The sequence below is a fragment of the Deltaproteobacteria bacterium genome, assembly GCA_017302835.1.
Taxonomy (GTDB): domain Bacteria; phylum Bdellovibrionota; class Bdellovibrionia; order Bdellovibrionales; family Bdellovibrionaceae; genus UBA2316.
Genome location: JAFLCC010000010.1, coordinates 122,319 through 138,890 on the forward strand (window position 1 = coordinate 122,319; position 16,572 = coordinate 138,890).

14 protein-coding genes and 1 pseudogene are annotated in these 16,572 nt (G+C 37.2%); 7 read left to right on the top strand and 8 right to left on the bottom strand.

The features are described from left to right. Window positions 1–33: 33 nt before the first annotated feature. From J0M15_12235 to J0M15_12255, 5 genes and pseudogenes are all read right to left on the bottom strand, one after another. The gene (locus J0M15_12235) at window positions 34–708 is read right to left on the bottom strand and encodes an ABC transporter ATP-binding protein (protein ID MBN8537814.1); all 675 of its coding nucleotides are present in this window, start codon (window positions 706–708) and stop codon (window positions 34–36) included. Next, entirely contained in the window at window positions 701–1,933 is a 1,233-nt protein-coding gene (locus tag J0M15_12240) for an ABC transporter permease (GenBank protein ID MBN8537815.1), read from the bottom strand. The genes J0M15_12235 and J0M15_12240 overlap by 8 nt, the downstream gene beginning before the upstream one ends. Continuing rightward, window positions 1,926–2,999, bottom strand: coding sequence for a peptide chain release factor 2 (gene prfB / locus J0M15_12245; GenBank protein MBN8537816.1), 1,074 nt, complete (start codon window positions 2,997–2,999; stop codon window positions 1,926–1,928). The genes J0M15_12240 and prfB overlap by 8 nt, the downstream gene beginning before the upstream one ends. 305 nt (window positions 3,000–3,304) lie before the next feature. After that, window positions 3,305–3,733: pseudogene (ybeY, locus tag J0M15_12250) on the bottom strand (rRNA maturation RNase YbeY). Between the two features lie 135 nt (window positions 3,734–3,868). Continuing rightward, entirely contained in the window at window positions 3,869–6,259 is a 2,391-nt protein-coding gene (locus J0M15_12255) for an HDIG domain-containing protein (protein ID MBN8537817.1), read from the bottom strand. A 135-nt stretch (window positions 6,260–6,394) separates the two neighbouring features. Here J0M15_12255 and mazG point away from each other — a divergent pair, with 135 nt between their 5' ends. The 3 genes from mazG to J0M15_12270 all read left to right on the top strand — a co-directional run bounded on the left by mazG (window position 6,395) and on the right by J0M15_12270 (window position 8,727). Beyond that, window positions 6,395–7,162, top strand: a complete 768-nt coding sequence (mazG, locus tag J0M15_12260) for a nucleoside triphosphate pyrophosphohydrolase (GenBank protein MBN8537818.1) — start codon at window positions 6,395–6,397, stop codon at window positions 7,160–7,162. A 63-nt stretch (window positions 7,163–7,225) separates the two neighbouring features. Further along, on the top strand, window positions 7,226–7,507 hold the full coding sequence (locus J0M15_12265) for a hypothetical protein (GenBank protein ID MBN8537819.1): 282 nt from the start codon (window positions 7,226–7,228) through the stop codon (window positions 7,505–7,507). Continuing rightward, window positions 7,507–8,727, top strand: a complete 1,221-nt coding sequence (locus J0M15_12270) for a class I SAM-dependent rRNA methyltransferase (protein MBN8537820.1) — start codon at window positions 7,507–7,509, stop codon at window positions 8,725–8,727. The genes J0M15_12265 and J0M15_12270 overlap by 1 nt, the downstream gene beginning before the upstream one ends. A 42-nt stretch (window positions 8,728–8,769) precedes the next feature. Here the strand turns inward: J0M15_12270 and dbpA are convergent, their stop codons facing one another. After that, window positions 8,770–10,233, bottom strand: coding sequence for an ATP-dependent RNA helicase DbpA (dbpA, locus tag J0M15_12275; GenBank protein ID MBN8537821.1), 1,464 nt, complete (start codon window positions 10,231–10,233; stop codon window positions 8,770–8,772). A gap of 349 nt (window positions 10,234–10,582) precedes the next feature. Between dbpA and J0M15_12280 the strand changes: the two genes are divergently transcribed. The 3 genes from J0M15_12280 to J0M15_12290 all read left to right on the top strand — a co-directional run bounded on the left by J0M15_12280 (window position 10,583) and on the right by J0M15_12290 (window position 12,990). Continuing rightward, window positions 10,583–11,059 (top strand): FKBP-type peptidyl-prolyl cis-trans isomerase, encoded by a 477-nt coding sequence (locus J0M15_12280; protein MBN8537822.1) that lies wholly within the window; start codon window positions 10,583–10,585, stop codon window positions 11,057–11,059. 285 nt (window positions 11,060–11,344) lie between these two features. Continuing rightward, window positions 11,345–12,316, top strand: coding sequence for a hypothetical protein (locus tag J0M15_12285; protein MBN8537823.1), 972 nt, complete (start codon window positions 11,345–11,347; stop codon window positions 12,314–12,316). Between the two features lie 71 nt (window positions 12,317–12,387). Then, complete coding sequence (locus tag J0M15_12290; GenBank protein MBN8537824.1) at window positions 12,388–12,990, top strand: AAA family ATPase; 603 nt, start codon at window positions 12,388–12,390, stop codon at window positions 12,988–12,990. 28 nt (window positions 12,991–13,018) lie between these two features. Here J0M15_12290 and J0M15_12295 read toward each other — a convergent pair whose 3' ends face one another. Further along, on the bottom strand, window positions 13,019–13,648 hold the full coding sequence (locus J0M15_12295) for a response regulator (protein ID MBN8537825.1): 630 nt from the start codon (window positions 13,646–13,648) through the stop codon (window positions 13,019–13,021). A gap of 133 nt (window positions 13,649–13,781) precedes the next feature. After that, the gene (locus J0M15_12300; protein ID MBN8537826.1) at window positions 13,782–14,726 is read right to left on the bottom strand and encodes a hypothetical protein; all 945 of its coding nucleotides are present in this window, start codon (window positions 14,724–14,726) and stop codon (window positions 13,782–13,784) included. A gap of 392 nt (window positions 14,727–15,118) precedes the next feature. Here J0M15_12300 and J0M15_12305 point away from each other — a divergent pair, with 392 nt between their 5' ends. Continuing rightward, window positions 15,119–16,423, top strand: coding sequence for a hypothetical protein (locus tag J0M15_12305; GenBank protein MBN8537827.1), 1,305 nt, complete (start codon window positions 15,119–15,121; stop codon window positions 16,421–16,423). The last annotated feature ends 149 nt before the right edge of the window (window positions 16,424–16,572 follow it).

Consider the following 16,572-nt stretch of genomic DNA (forward strand, 5'->3'; position numbering starts at 1 on the left):
ACTCACAACTAAAAAAGCAGTGTGTTAGGGCCCTTAATTCCAGTTTCCATCTTTCAAATGCATCACTCTAGGAAATTTTTGTGCAAAGTGGAGATCATGTGTGACAACCACTAAAGTAATTTTTAATTGCTCTCTGATAAGAAAAAATAATTCTTGAATCTTTCGACTATTGATGGAGTCTAGATTTCCCGTTGGTTCGTCGGCAAAAATAATTTTGGGATGGCGGATAAGCGCCCTAGCAATGGCAGCCCTTTGCAATTCACCACCAGACAATTGATTTGGATAATGGTCCATGCGATCCCCCAATCCAAGCATATTTAAAATCTCTTTGGCATAGTTTGCAGCTTTTATCATATTTTGATTTGCAATACGACAAGGCAATAGAACATTTTCAATAGCTGTCAATTCCCTTAGCAAATGATGGAACTGAAAAACAAAACCCATAGTTTGATTTCGGAACAAAGAAACCTCTTCATCTGATAAATCAAAAAGATTTTTTTCCTGATAAATAAGCTCTCCGCTATTGGGCTTGTCCAAAGTTCCCAATATTTGCAGCAAAGTTGATTTTCCCGAACCACTACTTCCTACGATCCCTATGGCATCCCCAACTTTGATATCTAAATTAACTCCTTTTAAAATCTCTAATTCGCTGGAACCTTGTTGATAACTTTTATAGATATTTTCTGCTGACAATAAATTACTACCCATACCTTAAACCCTCGACGACTGTTAACCTTGAGCTTCTATACGCTGGCGCTAAGGTTGCTAAATAGCAAATGATTAAAGTCGCAATGCCAATAGCACTCAGGTCCAACCATCTTATTTCAATAACAATATTATCAATTTTATAAACAGAGCCAGGAATTAAATCAAAAATCCTTTGCCCCCACATAAACAACTGACACAAGATTAAACCGAGCACATTACCTAATACAAAACCAAAGGTGCCAAGAAACAACCCTTGCAATGTAAAAATATGCAACACTTGCTTTTGCGAAACGCCTAAAGTTTTGAGAATAGCAATGTCATTATTTCTTTGAATAACACCCACATAAAGCGTCGAAGAAATATTAAAAGCTGCGACAATAACGATAATTAAAACAACAAGAAAAATAACAACCCTTTCAATTACCACGGCATCAAAAAGATTTTCATTCACGTCTTTCCAGTCTCGAATCCAAAACTCAGGCCCTAATTTTTTTGCTAAATGAAAAGCAGTTTCTCTGGCTCTGTCCAAGTCATAGGTCTTAATTAATAATCCCGTATAACGGTTGCCCACTAATGCCACCTTTTGCGCTTCCTGGATATCAACAATGATGGATCGTTCATTCCATTCATGTTTCCCTAAATCTAAAATGGCTGAAATTCTAAATTCACCCATTTGCCTCTTAAAAACCCCTGGATTAAAATTATCCGTTATTGGAACAACAATTTTAAAGACATCACCAACCTTAAAATTCATTCTTTTCGCAATGCCTTTACCTATGAAAGCACCAGGAAAACCATTTTTTTCAGAAAGAGAATTCTCGCCGTTAATAATTCTAGATTTTATATTTAAGACCTCATTATATTTATCTTTATCGACCCCTTGAACTAAGACGCCAGAAATTTGTCCCTGATTTGCTAACACCGCTTCTAAATATAAAAACCTTGTAGTGACTTTTATTTGCGGTTCTAGACTCATTAAACTTGCTTCAAATTCTTGCCAATTTGGATTTGACTTAGGTCGTTCTATAACCTGAATATCCCCAGTTACATCTGACATGGTTTTTTTCAAGGTGGACTCAAAACCACTCATCACGGCCATTGAAACAAAAAGACAGGCAACACCCAGAATAAGACCCAATAAACTTAAAGGAGTTGAACCTCCAAAAAGTGCTTTTTTTGTGAATAGTAATTTCCAAGCAATATAAAATATATTTTTATTAAACATTTGAATTCTGCATTGTGGATTTTAAATAGGCCATAATAAATTCTTCAAGGTCTCCATCCATAACATCCTGAACTTGGCTTGTTTCATGGTCCGTACGATGATCTTTGACGAGCTGATAAGGATGCATCACATAGGATCTTATTTGCGAACCCCACTCGACGGCTTTCTTCTGGGAATTCATTTCATCTTTCTCTTTATTCCTTTTTTCTAATTCTTTCTCGTACAGTTGAGCCTTTAACATTTTTAATGCTTTTTCGCGATTTTGAATTTGTGATCTTTGCGTTTGACATTGAACAATGATTCCGGAAGGCAAGTGATACATTCTGACTGCAGAATCTGTTCTATTAACGTGCTGCCCACCAGCCCCACTGGATCGAAATGTTTCAACTTTTAAATCATCCGGCTTAACTTCAATTTCTATACTGTCGTCTACTTCCGCCCATGCAAAAACAGATGCGAAAGAAGTATGCCTTCTTGCATTGCTATCAAAAGGTGAAATTCGAACCAAGCGATGAACTCCACTTTCTGCTTTTAAATACCCATAAGCATAGGGACCCTCAATAAGAATCGTGCAGGATTTAACACCCGCCTCATCTCCATCATTACGATCGATAAGTTCATACCGGTAGCCTTTTTTATCACAAAATTTCATATACATTCTGAGCAACATTTCCGCCCAATCACAGGACTCAGTGCCACCAGCTCCTGAGTTTATTGACAAATAGGTGTTATTTGGATCTAACTCTCCATTTAGAACCCTTTTTAATTCTAAAGATTTTCCAAGCTCTTCGATTATTTTTAATTCCTGTTTAACTTCTTTAAAAGTGCCCTCATCTTGTTCTTCGACGGCCATTTCTAAGAGAACTTTGGCATCTTCGAGCCTTTTGTAAAAAGAGTCCCACTCTTCAATGGATTTAATTAAAAAGGATTTCTCTTTATTAAGTTTTTGCATTTCCAGAGGCTTTTCCCAAATAGCAGGATTTTCTGAGGACATAACGACCTCTTCCAAACGCTTTTTCTTCGCGTCCAGGTCAAAGATACCCCCTGATCTCTTTTGATAAAACATCCAAACTACTCATTTTTCGATTCACATCACTCAGCTCTGCGACTAAAGACATGGCATTAAGTCCTTTTCTTTTTGTCTGATTTGGGTTTGGATTTGGGTTTGGGTTTGGGTTTGAATTTGGATTTGGACTTGGCTATGGGTTTGGCTTTCGTTTTGGAATGAGTTTTAGAATTCAGCTTTTCATTTGCTTTTGCTTTTTCCTTCGGTTTTACTTTAGGCGCCCCTTTTGCCTCAACATTCACATTATCCCTGTCGCTTTTTTTATTTGTTTTCTCGATTGTTTTTATATTCTTTTTTGGACTCCTTATGATTTCAAAAACATCATCTTGAATTCCCATCATTAAAGTTTCGTTTTCTTTACTCTTTTCATGATCATAACCAAGTAAATGTAAAACTCCATGTAGGAGCGTGTAACCGAACTCATCTTCACGACTGAGTCCATGTTCAGCAGCCTGTCTTGTAATAACCTGAGGACATAGAACCAATTCACCAAGTGAATCTGGATCTTCAGAATCAAAACTTAAAATATCTGTCGGATAATCTTTACAACGGTAATTCCAATTTAGCTTTTTGGCATCATTTTCATTTAAAAAAACCAAACCTACTTCTTTGCCTTTTTTATCAATAGAAAGAACATTTTTCTTTAAAAGTTCGATCGTTATGTCTTTGACCCACTTTAATAAGGCTTCTTCAGGCAACTCCATTCCTGAATCATTAATAATCATAGGTTTCATTTTATTCCTTTCACTGAGGCCTTCCTCATTCTTAGAGGTTGACTGAAACGTCTTAAGAGCTTTCAAACAACCTCTTATCCTGAAAAAGAATAATGTAAAAAGGGAAATAGTTAAAGTAGTTTATTCAAACTAAATTTAATTCGCTGAACTTATATACCCAAGCCCTCCCCCTGAACTTCGGGGGTAGTCAATTCGTTGATGGTAAATCCCTAAAAGGATTTTAACAAAAGCTTGTTCTACTTTGGATAAATCTTTAAGCGTCAGATTACACTGGTCAAGCTGACCATCGGTAAATTTTCGCTGCACGATATTCCTGACTATATTTTGTAACCTCGCTGGGGTCGGCTCATCTAATGACCTAGCGGCCGCCTCAATACTGTCCGCCAACATCACCAAAGCAGATTCGCGAAATTGCGGCTTTGGACCTGGGTACCTAAACTCATCCTCTGAAATAACAGAATCTGCATCTTGTTTAAGCTCAAGCGCTTTATTATAAAAAAACGAAATCAATGTCGTTCCATGATGTTGGACAATGCCATCAATAATCGGCTTACCGAGCTTGTGTTTCATTCCCAACTCTACACCATCCTTAATATGAGCAACAAGTAAGGTTTTGCTCATGAATGGAGAGATCTGATCATGAGGATTAATTCCAGGTTTTTGATTTTCAATAAAGTACTTTGCATGCTCCATTTTTCCAATATCGTGATAATAGCTCATGACTTTTGCAAGCAATGGATTCGCCCCAATATCCTCGGATGCAGCTTCCACCATGCTTCCAACCATCATGGAGTGATGATAGGTTCCAGGTGACTTAATCAACATATCTTTTAATAAGGGATGGTTTAAATTTGATAGCTCTAACAGTTTAACATCCGTAGTGTAATTAAATATCGATTCAACTAAAGGGATACTCATCATGGCTACCAAAGAGCTAAATATACCCCCCAAAAAACCGGCTAAAACCAATAAGTAAATATCACTTAACGACTCGTCCTGCTCCAGTCTTGAAATAAAAGCTAAAAAAACTATCAGCAAACCATTAATAGCCCCGGTTCTGACTCCCGCCAAATAAATATCATTTCTTTTCTTACAGTTAAAAACCCCTCGAGCTGCAGCAACCCCTCCCACCAAAGAAACGATACCAAAAGTGTAATTGAAATCCTCCATAACACCCAGGACAAGTGACAGAAAAGCCGTAAATAACCAAACCACCTCTCCGGATTGAATAATCAATCCGACAATCATTGGGCCTGCCGCGATAGGAGCCGCAAATAAAAAAACAGCATGAGTAAAATAAGCGCCTAGTTTCGTCACAAAAGTGGCATCGGCAATAAACATGTAAAATTTTGTCAAAAAGATCACGCAAACAGTGATAATCATCATGACAAAAATATCCTTTGTCTCGACTCTCACTTTATTCATTGTAAACCTTCGAATATAGGAAAAAAATACTAAAATGCAAACCGATAACAATAAAGCCAAAGAAATAGCCATCAGGTCTTTTTTTCTATCCGACTGAAGGCTTTCAATTTGTTTTAATACTGCCATATGGAAAGGTTGAATACTCGCCCCTTTAGCAGCAATCACCTGATTTCGTTTAATGGAAATCATGATTGGTAAAACGGAGTCTCTTGCCTTTTGCTTCCTAGAAGTTAATTCTTGCTTATTCAACGTTAAGTTAGGCACCAAAAGAGATCTTGTTAAATAAAGTAAATTTGATTTGTCTGTTTCATTAAGTTTTTCTAAAGAAACTCTATCCTCAAGCCTGAAAAGATCAGGGTTCTGTAAATCCAAAATTTCCCTTTTGTGAACAGGAATTTCTTTCCCTAAATTATTTTTGTGAATAACCTTGGCAATAACTTGGTCCTGTCCTACGGGAACATAACGGTCAGGAGAGTCTGCAATTTTTTTATCATACCAGTTATCCAAATTTCTAATCAGAGCATTTTCAATTTTAGAATTAAATTTAGCTTCAATAAGCCACTCAAACAGATAATCAGCGATAGGAACACTTAGCTCTTTTTCAAACTGAATTTTGAAAGTAAATAAATCCTTGATCCTCTGTTGCTGCTGGGAAAACCCCTTTGGCCAAGGTGAATCTTTTAAATGAGCTCTCATGAATCTAAATGACCGATAAACATTACCTGCCAAACGATCAAAGACCGTCGTATCGTAGTCATATACAACAGAGGTGGAGTTTTCTGCTCTTAACCTTTTATCCTCAGTGGTTACCTCGTCAGTCATTTCAAAATTTATGGGAGAAACAACATCTACATTGGCAATATCACCCACTTTAAAATTATGAGGAATTTTAATTTGAAAAAAAATCAGATAGGATAATAAGAGGCAGAATAATAATACAATTAAAACCTTTCTTATAGAAAACTTATCTTCTAACCAATTTAACTTCTTGCCAAAAAACGTTTTTTCCAAACCTAATTGATGTACCCAATCTAAGTACTTGTGACTTGGATCCTCATAATTAATCCGACTAAAAGAAGACTTTTTGTTATCCTGGTTCATAGGTTCTTTTGAACGCATCGGCTAATTTCAAAAATAATTGTATTGAATATATTTTAGTTTTATACAAATCTAGACCCTTGTCAGGATTATAATATGCCCAAACCTCCCTTATCAATGAATGAATTCTCTTCTCTAATGCAAATCGTTAAAGACTTGCGAGGTCCAGATGGATGTCCTTGGGATAAAGAACAAACTCATCAAAGTCTAGCACCTTTTGCCATCGAAGAGCTCTTTGAAATGATTGAAGCTCTTGAATCTAATAATGATATCGACTTTAAGGAAGAGCTGGGAGATGTCTTATTCCAAGTGGCTCTCCACTGCCAATTGGCTGCAGAAAGGGGAGCCTTTACTTACCAAGACGTCATTCAAACCCTTTCAGAAAAATTGATCCGAAGACATCCCCACGTTTTTGAAAATGGACCTAAAAAAGATATCCATGAAGTCTGGACTCACTGGGAAAAAATTAAAAAAGAAGAAAAGAAAAACAAGCAGCGAAATGATTCCTTTTTTGATTTTCCAAAGCAACTTCCAGCCCTCCAACGAGCTCATAAAATCGGAGTTAAAGGTCAAAAGTTGCACTTTGATTGGAAACTTCCAGAAAATGTTTTTGCCAAGGTTCTTGAAGAACTTAATGAACTTAATTTTGAAATACAAAACAAAACGGATCAAGCCATCTCACAAGAAAAAATTCAAGAGGAGTTTGGCGATTTATTATTTAGTCTGGCTCAGTGGGCAAGGCATCTGGGAATAGAACCGGAACAATCCCTCAGACTTGCAAATCAAAAATTCGAATTTAGATTTGAGAAAATGATGAAACTGGCCCAGGCAAGAAATCTAGTGTGGGATGACTTATCTGATTTCGAAAAAGAAAGACTTTGGCAAGAAATCAAACTTGACATTTAATCTTTACACTCATGAAAATAAAGTTGTCTTTAAAAATATAAAACAACTACAAGAAGGGTACCTATGTCCGATCGTAAATTCACCAGATTTCAACCCGATGAGAATTCCGTAGCTCTTGTCGATTTTAAGGCGACAACTAAAGAGTTCAATCCAACCCTTACAGCTCTCATTTTAAATGAATCGTATTCCGGTTGTTCAATTCTTCTGGCTTGCAATGATTTAGTTAAACTCAATTCAAAATTGAAAATAAAAATTGGCAATTTACATACGATGAAGGCCGAAGTTGTTTGGTGTAAAGTGCTTGAAGAAAATATTCAAAAAATTGGGATTAAACTTTTAGAATAATGACGGATAACTATTCGTTTCTTTTTTTTAATTCTAAAATCCATAGCATTCAATTAGGTAGAGATTTAACTAAGCATATAAAACGAGGACATCGCTGGGTATTTGCAAGTAGTTTTGATCCTAAAATCAACTTTAAATCGGGCCTTTACTTCTTAAAATACAAAGAAGAAATTCTAGGCCTTGGAATTTTACAATCAGAGACCCAGCTTCGATTTCGAATTATTTGTTTTTCTGATGACTGGTTTTTCAATAAAAATAATCCAGAAAAAACCTTACAAATAGCAATGGAAACACAGTGGAAGAAAGCCCTTGGATTAAGAGCTCTCTTTAACTTAGATGAAACCAATTCTTTTAGACTCATTAATGGCGAAGGCGATGGCTTTCCGGGCATGGTTATTGATATTTATGGCGACACTGCCGTCATAAAGTATGACCAACCCCTCCTTGAACAAATTTGGGAAAAAATGGCCATCTCAAGGAGAATCCTTGCTGATCTCTCTCAGATTAAAAATGTTTATTTTAAAAGACGAAATAGCTCAGAAAACAAAGGCGAGATCTTGTTTGGCCAATTGGAACCTGAAACTATTTTCAAAGAGAATAAACTGATTTTTTCAGCTAATATCAAGGAGGGCTCAAAAACAGGTTTTTTTTTGGATCAAAGAGATAACCGACAACATATTAAAACCTTTGCAAAAAATAAATCGGTTTTAAATCTATTTAGCTATACTGGAGGGTTTTCCCTTTCTGCTGCCTCAGGGGAAGCAAAAAATGTAACTAGCGTGGATATTGCCCCTGCCGCCATAGCTGCTATTGATAAGAACTTTTCACTCAATCCTTTTAAAACGATCACTCAGAACATAGCCATGGATGCCTTTGTCTACGTTGAAGAACAAATAAAAGCGAAAGCTAAATTTGATATGGTCATAACGGACCCTCCTAGTTTTGCACCAAATGAAGCTTCAGTACCTCAAGCCATTTCAGCTTATACAAAAATTTTTTCTGACTCATTAAAATTGGTATCTCCTAATGGCTTTTTTGCAGCAAGTTCTTGCTCGAGCCATATCACTTTAGCTAATTTCCTAGAGATCCTCAGAGAGGCCTTTTCAAAAAATAGAAAAAGAGGAACCTTGATCCTTCAAGGAGGGCAACCTTTTGATCACCCCTATCCTTTAGCTATGGAAGAATTAAAATATCTAAAATTTGCTCTTTTTCAAATTTAAAATCACAATCCAGGGTCATAGGCGTATCCCGTGCGCAGGAGGCTATGTCTTGATTAGTTTTATAAAGAACTTTTGTCCTTTAATTCGCCCTTCTTTTAATCGATCTTCAGCAATAAGAGCTAGCTCCGTGGCAATCGCCACGTAAGAGATATAGTCCTGGATTTCAATTTTTCCAATTTTGTTCCCAGGAATATTTCCCTCAACTCCGGTCAAAGCTCCAAGGATATCACCGGGTCTCAGTTTGTTTTTTCTGCCACCTGAAATGGATAAGGTTTGCATGGCTGCCAGCCAAAGGCTCGATGGTAAACCATGTTGATTTTTGTAACCCAAACTGGGCCTATTTATTTTCACCTTCAATCTTTCAACATAATCCAAAATATCTTTCTCTTCATTAGGACGGATGAGTGTAACCGCCGTACCTTTTTTACCCGCCCTACCCGTTCTGCCAATTCGATGAATATAAGTCTCTGGCTGCAGTGGAAAATCATAATTAATAACTAACTCCAAGTGATCAATGTCCAAACCTCTTGCCGCTAAATCTGTAGCTACTAAGATGCGATAACTTCCATTTCTAAAAAGCGCCATGACCTTATCACGATCTGCTTGTTCTAAATTTCCGTGAAGGGCCGCGCAACTAGCTCCTTTTTCTTTTAGGCTTGATACCAATTCATCAACAACCACCTTTTGGTTACAGAAAATGAGGGTCGCTGCCGATAAATGTTGTTGTAAGACTCGATATAAAATATTCAATTTACTTTCATTGTTGTCGGTATTGGCATCGGCATATTCATAGTAGATCTGATCGATCAAACTTAAATCTTCGTCTTGATCTTCAATACTTATTTTTATAGGGTTTTTCTGATAATTCTGACTTAACTTTTCAATTGAATCCGGAAATGTTGCAGAGAAAAAAACAGTTTGCCTCATTTGAGGGACTTTATTTATAATCGCACGAATATCTGCTTCAAATCCTAATTCTAACATTTTGTCTGCTTCGTCCAAAACTAATGTTGAAATTTGATTTAAAAAAAACTTGCCTTTATATATTAAATCTAAGATGCGCCCAGGAGTTCCAACTGCAATATGAATACCTTTAGATAAAGAAAAGGCTTGCTCTCTTACTGGTTGTCCCCCTGCCAATAACAAAACTTGCATGCCATCAAGTTTTCGCCCTAACCGTCGGATCTCCTTTGTGACCTGTTGACCAAGCTCCCTTGTTGGACAAATGATTAATGCCTGTGGATCTCTAACTTCAAGTTGTAATTTTTCTAAAATAGGAAGAACAAACGCAGCTGTTTTTCCACTGCCTGTTTTTGATTTCCCTATCAAATCTTTTCCAGAAAGCAAAAGGGGCAAAGACTGAGACTGTATGGGTGTCATGCTTGAAAAACCAACTTCTGCCAGTACACTTAAAAGTTCAGATTTTAAATTTAAACTTGAAAAGTGGCTATGTTTTTCACTTTGATTTTCATTTTGATTTTCATTTTGTTGCAAGAACGACCTCATTTAAAAAATGCCAACCTAACCTGAGTTGGCATTTTATTGCAATTAATTTAGCTAGAAATCTCTAGATTTCTTTGAGAAAGGTACAGGTTGTATCTTTCTGCTCGCTTTAATCTTTTTCTTGGTATATACTTAAAGAAGTAGCCTTTAGAAGATTTGTGTCTTGTTGTGCTTTAAAGGATTTTAGGTTCCAAGTTAGGTTCCATCTTTTGTTTGATCTTATGTTATTAGATCTTATTTTAATAGATCACTGTGTTTGTGACGGAGTGAATGTCTTTATAAAAACTGATTGTCTGTTTTGATGGTATTCGATTTTATTGTACTTTAACTCAAACTATAAGGAGCTTTACTTATGAAAATACAGATTGTTTCCTTTAACTGTCTCTTGAAAAACAAATTAGGAAAAATAATTAGCTCTACATTTAACAAAGATATCTTAACGGGTGGAGATTTAAAAAAACAAGAGCTTGCGGCTCTTTCTGTGGCTTTACAAAATTTGAAAAAAGGAGAAAAAAGAAAGATCATTCTCATGGCCTCTGAAGCTTATGGTTATTATGATCCAAATTTGGTCTTAACTATGCCTCGAAACTCTTTACCTCAAGTTAATACATTAAAACTTGCCGAGCCACCCATTATCATAGACGTGGATGGAAAACGCCATCCCTTTCGAGTCACAGAAGTGACTCCAGAAAATATTGTTCTTGATGGGAATCACCCCTTAGCGGGACAAGATCTCGTGTTTGAAATCGAAACTCTTGCCGTCAGAGATGCTACGCCAGAAGAGATATCAGGCTCTAAGTTAAAAACCAGAACTGAGTCTCATCACTAGAAGCGCGTTTCAATTTGAAGCGCGTTTCAATTTGAAGCGCGTTTCAATTTGAAACGAATTTCAATGAATTTGCCTTGATGTGAAACGCTACCTTACTGGAAGTTTATTTGTAAGAAAAATTGCTGTATAGTTGTAGTGGGAGCTGTCTTATTTTTTTTCAATTTTAATTTTGAATTTAAAATATTAGACCTAGCGAATGAAAGGTAAAATCTCATGAGAATATTAAAAATTGTTTTCCTCTTTTTTTCGCTTTTCATTTCAGTTGTTTTATCGGGATGCGGTAAGATGAGCTATCTAGTAGAAGATTCACTTTTTTCTTCCAACGCATCTTCAGTGAAAGTTTCTGATTCTTCTGATAATTTTTCTGAAAATGCGCAGCTCTGCTCAGGAGAAATGGCATTAACTGTAAATTCAGAAAGCCAGCCTGCTGGAGAGTACATTTTAGAAGTCAAACCCAATCAAATAAATTGCAACTTCTATTTTGATGTGAGAGGCGCCGGTGGTGGAACCTCTAGCCTAATGAGCTTGGGTGGTAATGGCGGACGAAATTACTTCTCGTTCACTCCTGGGCAAACCGGATCATTTAAAATTGTTATCGGTGCAGGAGGTAAATCTATATCCTCCGGCATGGGTGGATCTGGCGGTGGAGCCAGCTCTGTGATATTTGATCCAGATCTTCGTCCAGATATGGAAGATGCATTTACACTCAGCATAGCTGGTGGAGGTGGAGGCGGAGGCAGCGGAAGTGAAGATGTTACTTCTAATTACAACGCCAATACCTTGCCAAATGGAGGAAACGGCGGTGGAGATGGTCCCGGCGGAATAGCTAACACCTCTATGGTGGGTGGTTCGGGTAGCACTTTGCCACCCAATGAATTCATTTCTGGAGGCCTTTGCTTTGGTCTTTGCCAAGGAGGACCTGGAGGTGGCAACGGTGGATTTGGCAAAGGTGGTGGGTATGGTGGGTACCAAGCTCTTGGCGGAGGTAGTGGTGGCGGTGGCCTCGACGGTGGCGCTTCTGGCGGCCCCCAGTCTACTTTACAGACCAATGGTTCTAGTTCATTTTACTACAGCCCAGGAAATGGTGGTTCTGGAAAGGTCTTTTCCGTAAAACCCCCAGGAATTTTAACTAAAATAGATAGCTCTTCTGATCAGGCGCAATTAGATTCCCTTATTTTTGGAGGAATGGGTGGCAGTTTAAAATCACAATCTAAAGGTCAAGATGGTAGCGTTTATATTTTAATAAAATCAATTTGATTTAATCTTCCTATGAGACTTAAAATTAAGATGAGGTTCGGGGTCTCTTTGTTGTTAACAGTGGAGGATTTTTGTCAGAAAAATGTTGTCGTGTTGTTTTAACTGGTGGACCTGGAGGTGGTAAAACAACGGCTGCAGATTTATACAGAAGAGAAATTGGTGACCAAGTCATTGTGGTTCCTGAAGCAGCAACCTTACTCTATATGGGAGGATTTCCCCGTGGCGGAGTGAATGGGGTTCGCCGGGCCACCCAAAGAGCCATTTACCAAGTCCAGACTAATCTCGAAGATGCCCAAAGTTCATATTATAAAAACCGAGTTTTGCTCTGTGATAGAGGGACTGTAGATGGCGCCGTATATTGGCCAGACACCCCAGCAGATTTTTTCAATCATCTAGGAACGAGCTTAGAAAAAGAGCTGTCTAGGTATGATGCCGTCATCTTTTTTGAAACAGCAGCCGTTGGAGGTATTTCAATCGAAGGTGGCAATCCGGCTCGCATAGAGTCCTTGGAAGAAGCGCTGGAACTCGATAAAAAACTGAAAGCTCTTTGGTCGCAACACCCCCAATTTGTTTTTGTTCCCCACAACATCTCTTTTATTAAAAAAGTGACTACCGGGCTCGAGGCTATGGCAAAAATCATAACCCAAAAACACAGAGGACAGCACTCTTTTTAGGCAGTAGGCGAATTTATAGGAATTTGCCTTATTCCTTTGGAGGATTTGACCTTTGCTTCTTTACTAAAGTCATAATTTTTTTAATTTGAACATTAATTTTTTGAGCCACCTCAAGTTCCCTCAAGGCTCTTATTTCATTTAGATGAAGTAGCAACCTGGTCATTGTTAAATCCATTGTCGTAACAATATTTGCTAAATCATGAATAAATTTAGCCGGCTTTATTTTACTCGCACTCATTTTAGGATCTATAATTTTACTTTCTTTTTGACGAGAGGAAATCACTTCAAAAATCTTTTGAACCAGATCTTCTGATTTAAATGGTTTGGCAATAATCCCATCAACCATATTTGCAACATTGACAACAATTTCACCTTGCAAAAATCCACTCACTAAAATAATGGGAGTCTCTGAATTTAATTGCTTCGTCGCCTTTGGATTCTTTAATTGCTGAATGAGTTTAATGCTAGAATGTTTCCCAAGTTGAAGATCAAATACCAAACAAGAAAATCTTTGATTGTTTAACTTTAAAACGGCATTAGAAAAAGTAGTTGCTAAGACGACTTTCAGATCTTCAGACTTAGACATATCCTCGATCAACGCATTCGCAAGATCAATATCATCTTCCACAAGAAGAATCCACTTTTTAGAAAGACTCATGACACTCTCCCCTTTTAGGGCCCGCCCTCACTTAAATCTATGATACTAATTTCTTAGATTCAATAACTATATCGTTTCCAATTGGATGGACTCTAAATGATTGGACTCTATTTATTAGACCAGTACTAAAAATCTAGCGGCGAAAATAATAATGAGAACTGCATTGGGACCTTAAACCGACAGTCTTGGGAATCTCAAAAGGGGGCAGTTTTAGTCTGTTTCGATGAGTTTCAATTACTTTTAAGATTCTCGTTTGATTCTCAATAGGCTCTATGGTCGGATTTACATCAGATCTTCTAGCTGAATTATAGAGATAAGCATTTATTTTATCACTTGATGCGATTTGATCTTTTACTTCCTGCATTTGCTTATCTGTTGTAAAGGCTCCATTATCGATGTCAATTAAACCTGGGTGCATTTTTTTTAAACCTTCAGAAAATAATTCCCACAAATAGAACTCAACATAATCAATCATCTCAACCGGAGGATCAAACCCCATTTCTTCCAAAGCAATACCAAAAACACTTCTCCATGAATTATTTTTTAAATCAGCTAAATTCTTAGGAAGTGATTCTTTATACATTCGTACCAAATCCTCATTGGTAATTACTGTATTTCCCTTCTCATCAATACTTTCATATTCTTTTCGAATATCGGGTCTAAAATATCCTTTACCGGCGCTGTATATGGAAACATAAAAATCATCCCATTTTTTTCCAGAGTAATCTGCCAAAATATTTAGTGAATAATAAAACTTATTAAACACGTCCGGATCCCCATTTGAAAATTGAGTAGCCACTTTTAATCCTCCTGATGCCCAATGATGACCATCAGTTATAAAATAACTGCCATCGGGAGCAATCCAAGCAGGTAAAACCCTAGAACCAACAGCTTCAATCAATGAAATTTTCTTTTCATTTGCAACTCTATTTATTTTTGCAATTGAAAAGTCAACATGAGCTTTTCCCACGTCCGTTTGGGTAGGATGAATATTATTTAAATTAGCTTTTATCATTTTATTTTCAAAACCTTTGGCAACCTCTATCAATATCAATAACAAAAATAATATTTTTTTCATACTCATTCATCCTATTCACTTTATAGTTACGGGACTTTATAAACTATTTTCCCCCAAGCTTCTTCTGTCATAAAAACTAATGTAAAAATAACATACCTAAAAATTCAATGTAAAATCAATTTGTTAAGGTAGGCACTTACGACAAAAGTTGAGAAACAAATTTTGAACAAAAAAGAAAAGAACCAACAAAGTGAGAATTAATTTCATAAATCATCATGACGATTAGGGCTTTGCCATTTTTTGTCCAATTGTGAAAATATCTACAGTAGAAATTTCAAATGCCTTTCATTACAATAATCACTGAAAAACGTATTTTGGATTCTGAATGTGTCAAAAAAGCTCGTGATTTAAAAGTAGATATTGTTTGCAGATGATCAATAGAAGGGATACCAGTGAAATGCTTTAAGAGTATAATATCAAGACTCGTCCCGTTCTTCTCGATGATATTTATATTGATTTCTTCAGAGAATCCAGTTGGCGCTACAGAAATGAGACAGCCCTCGATAGCCCAGCGAGTAAGTGCCAAACTGAAAGGTCTACTTTGGCCACAAATTACTTTTTTAGCTCCGCCACCCAATACTTTTTTTCTGAACCCCCTGCCTAGTTTTCGAAGCCTCAAAGACGGAGCCAGAGTTAAAGTTGTCGGTCAGTCAGATCCATTTATTGCAAATGTATTTACTTTGGAAAATGGTGCCGTCCATTACAGTGATAAATTGGGACAATCTGAAGTCTACATAAATGATCGATTTGAAAATATATTGCTAGATTACTCTTGGAACAACCAGGGCGGCGAAAGTGGTGTTGTGACATCCTTTGACGGGAATGCAATCCCTCTGGCCTATAGTGAAATGATTTCAGTTAGGGCTTCGCAAATAAGCAGTCCCATCATGCATCGTCTTGTTAATCAAGTGACGGCTGCCTCACGCCCATTTTTAATTGACCTAGTGCACACTCATCCCGGCTATGAATACATTTCCTATTACGGAAATGAAAAAAGAGACCTTAATTACAAAGTTAGCGCTTTGAGCAGTGATGATTTTGTTGAAACATTTTTGATCAGCCAAAGAATGATAAATATTTACGTGCGGATTAGAGCTGTGTTACCCAACGGTTATAATTATTCGATGACATTTCTGAACGGAAATCGAGTTAAGGATCCATTGTATGAAAAGTCAAGGCTCGGCAAAGAAACCAAGGAATTTTATTTCAAAACGCGATTTCCCGAAATTAAAATAGATTCTGATCTGAGAGCAAAAATACTAAAAGCCAGCATGCTAAGTGAGTTAGAAAAATATGCCAAAGAATCAAATCAAAAGGCCTTAGCGGATAATTTATTGGCAAGTGTCGGAGTGCCTAAAACCGAAGAGAACTATGAACTTTGGAGGCTCAATGCAGAAAGCCTCCTGGCTGAAGGAGAACCCCATGACACAGCGGTAAAGGCACTCAAGGATCATTATATTTACATAAGAAATGATAGGGTACTTTCGGCAGCGGGAATTTCAATTGCAGATCACCATCGAGACCTATATTTACTTACAGTTGATTCTCTGGCAGCCCAAGGATTTAGCGAAAGTCACATAGTCGAGCAGATTCAAAGGGTCATTCAGCAGCTGAAAGCTGACAGGGATATCTATAAATTGGAAGTCGGTCACAACTTGAAACCGACTTCAAGGACATGTTCAGAATTCTATTTATGAGCGCGGCTTTGGGGCGGCCTTTGGGTCTCTAACTTTTCATGGGGTGCCGTAAAAAGTAATACATAAAGAAGAAATTGCCCAAGCCCTGAGTCTTTGATTTGATTGATGTTGCAAAAAAACTAAATCAAGGAGCGTCAGGGAATGGACAT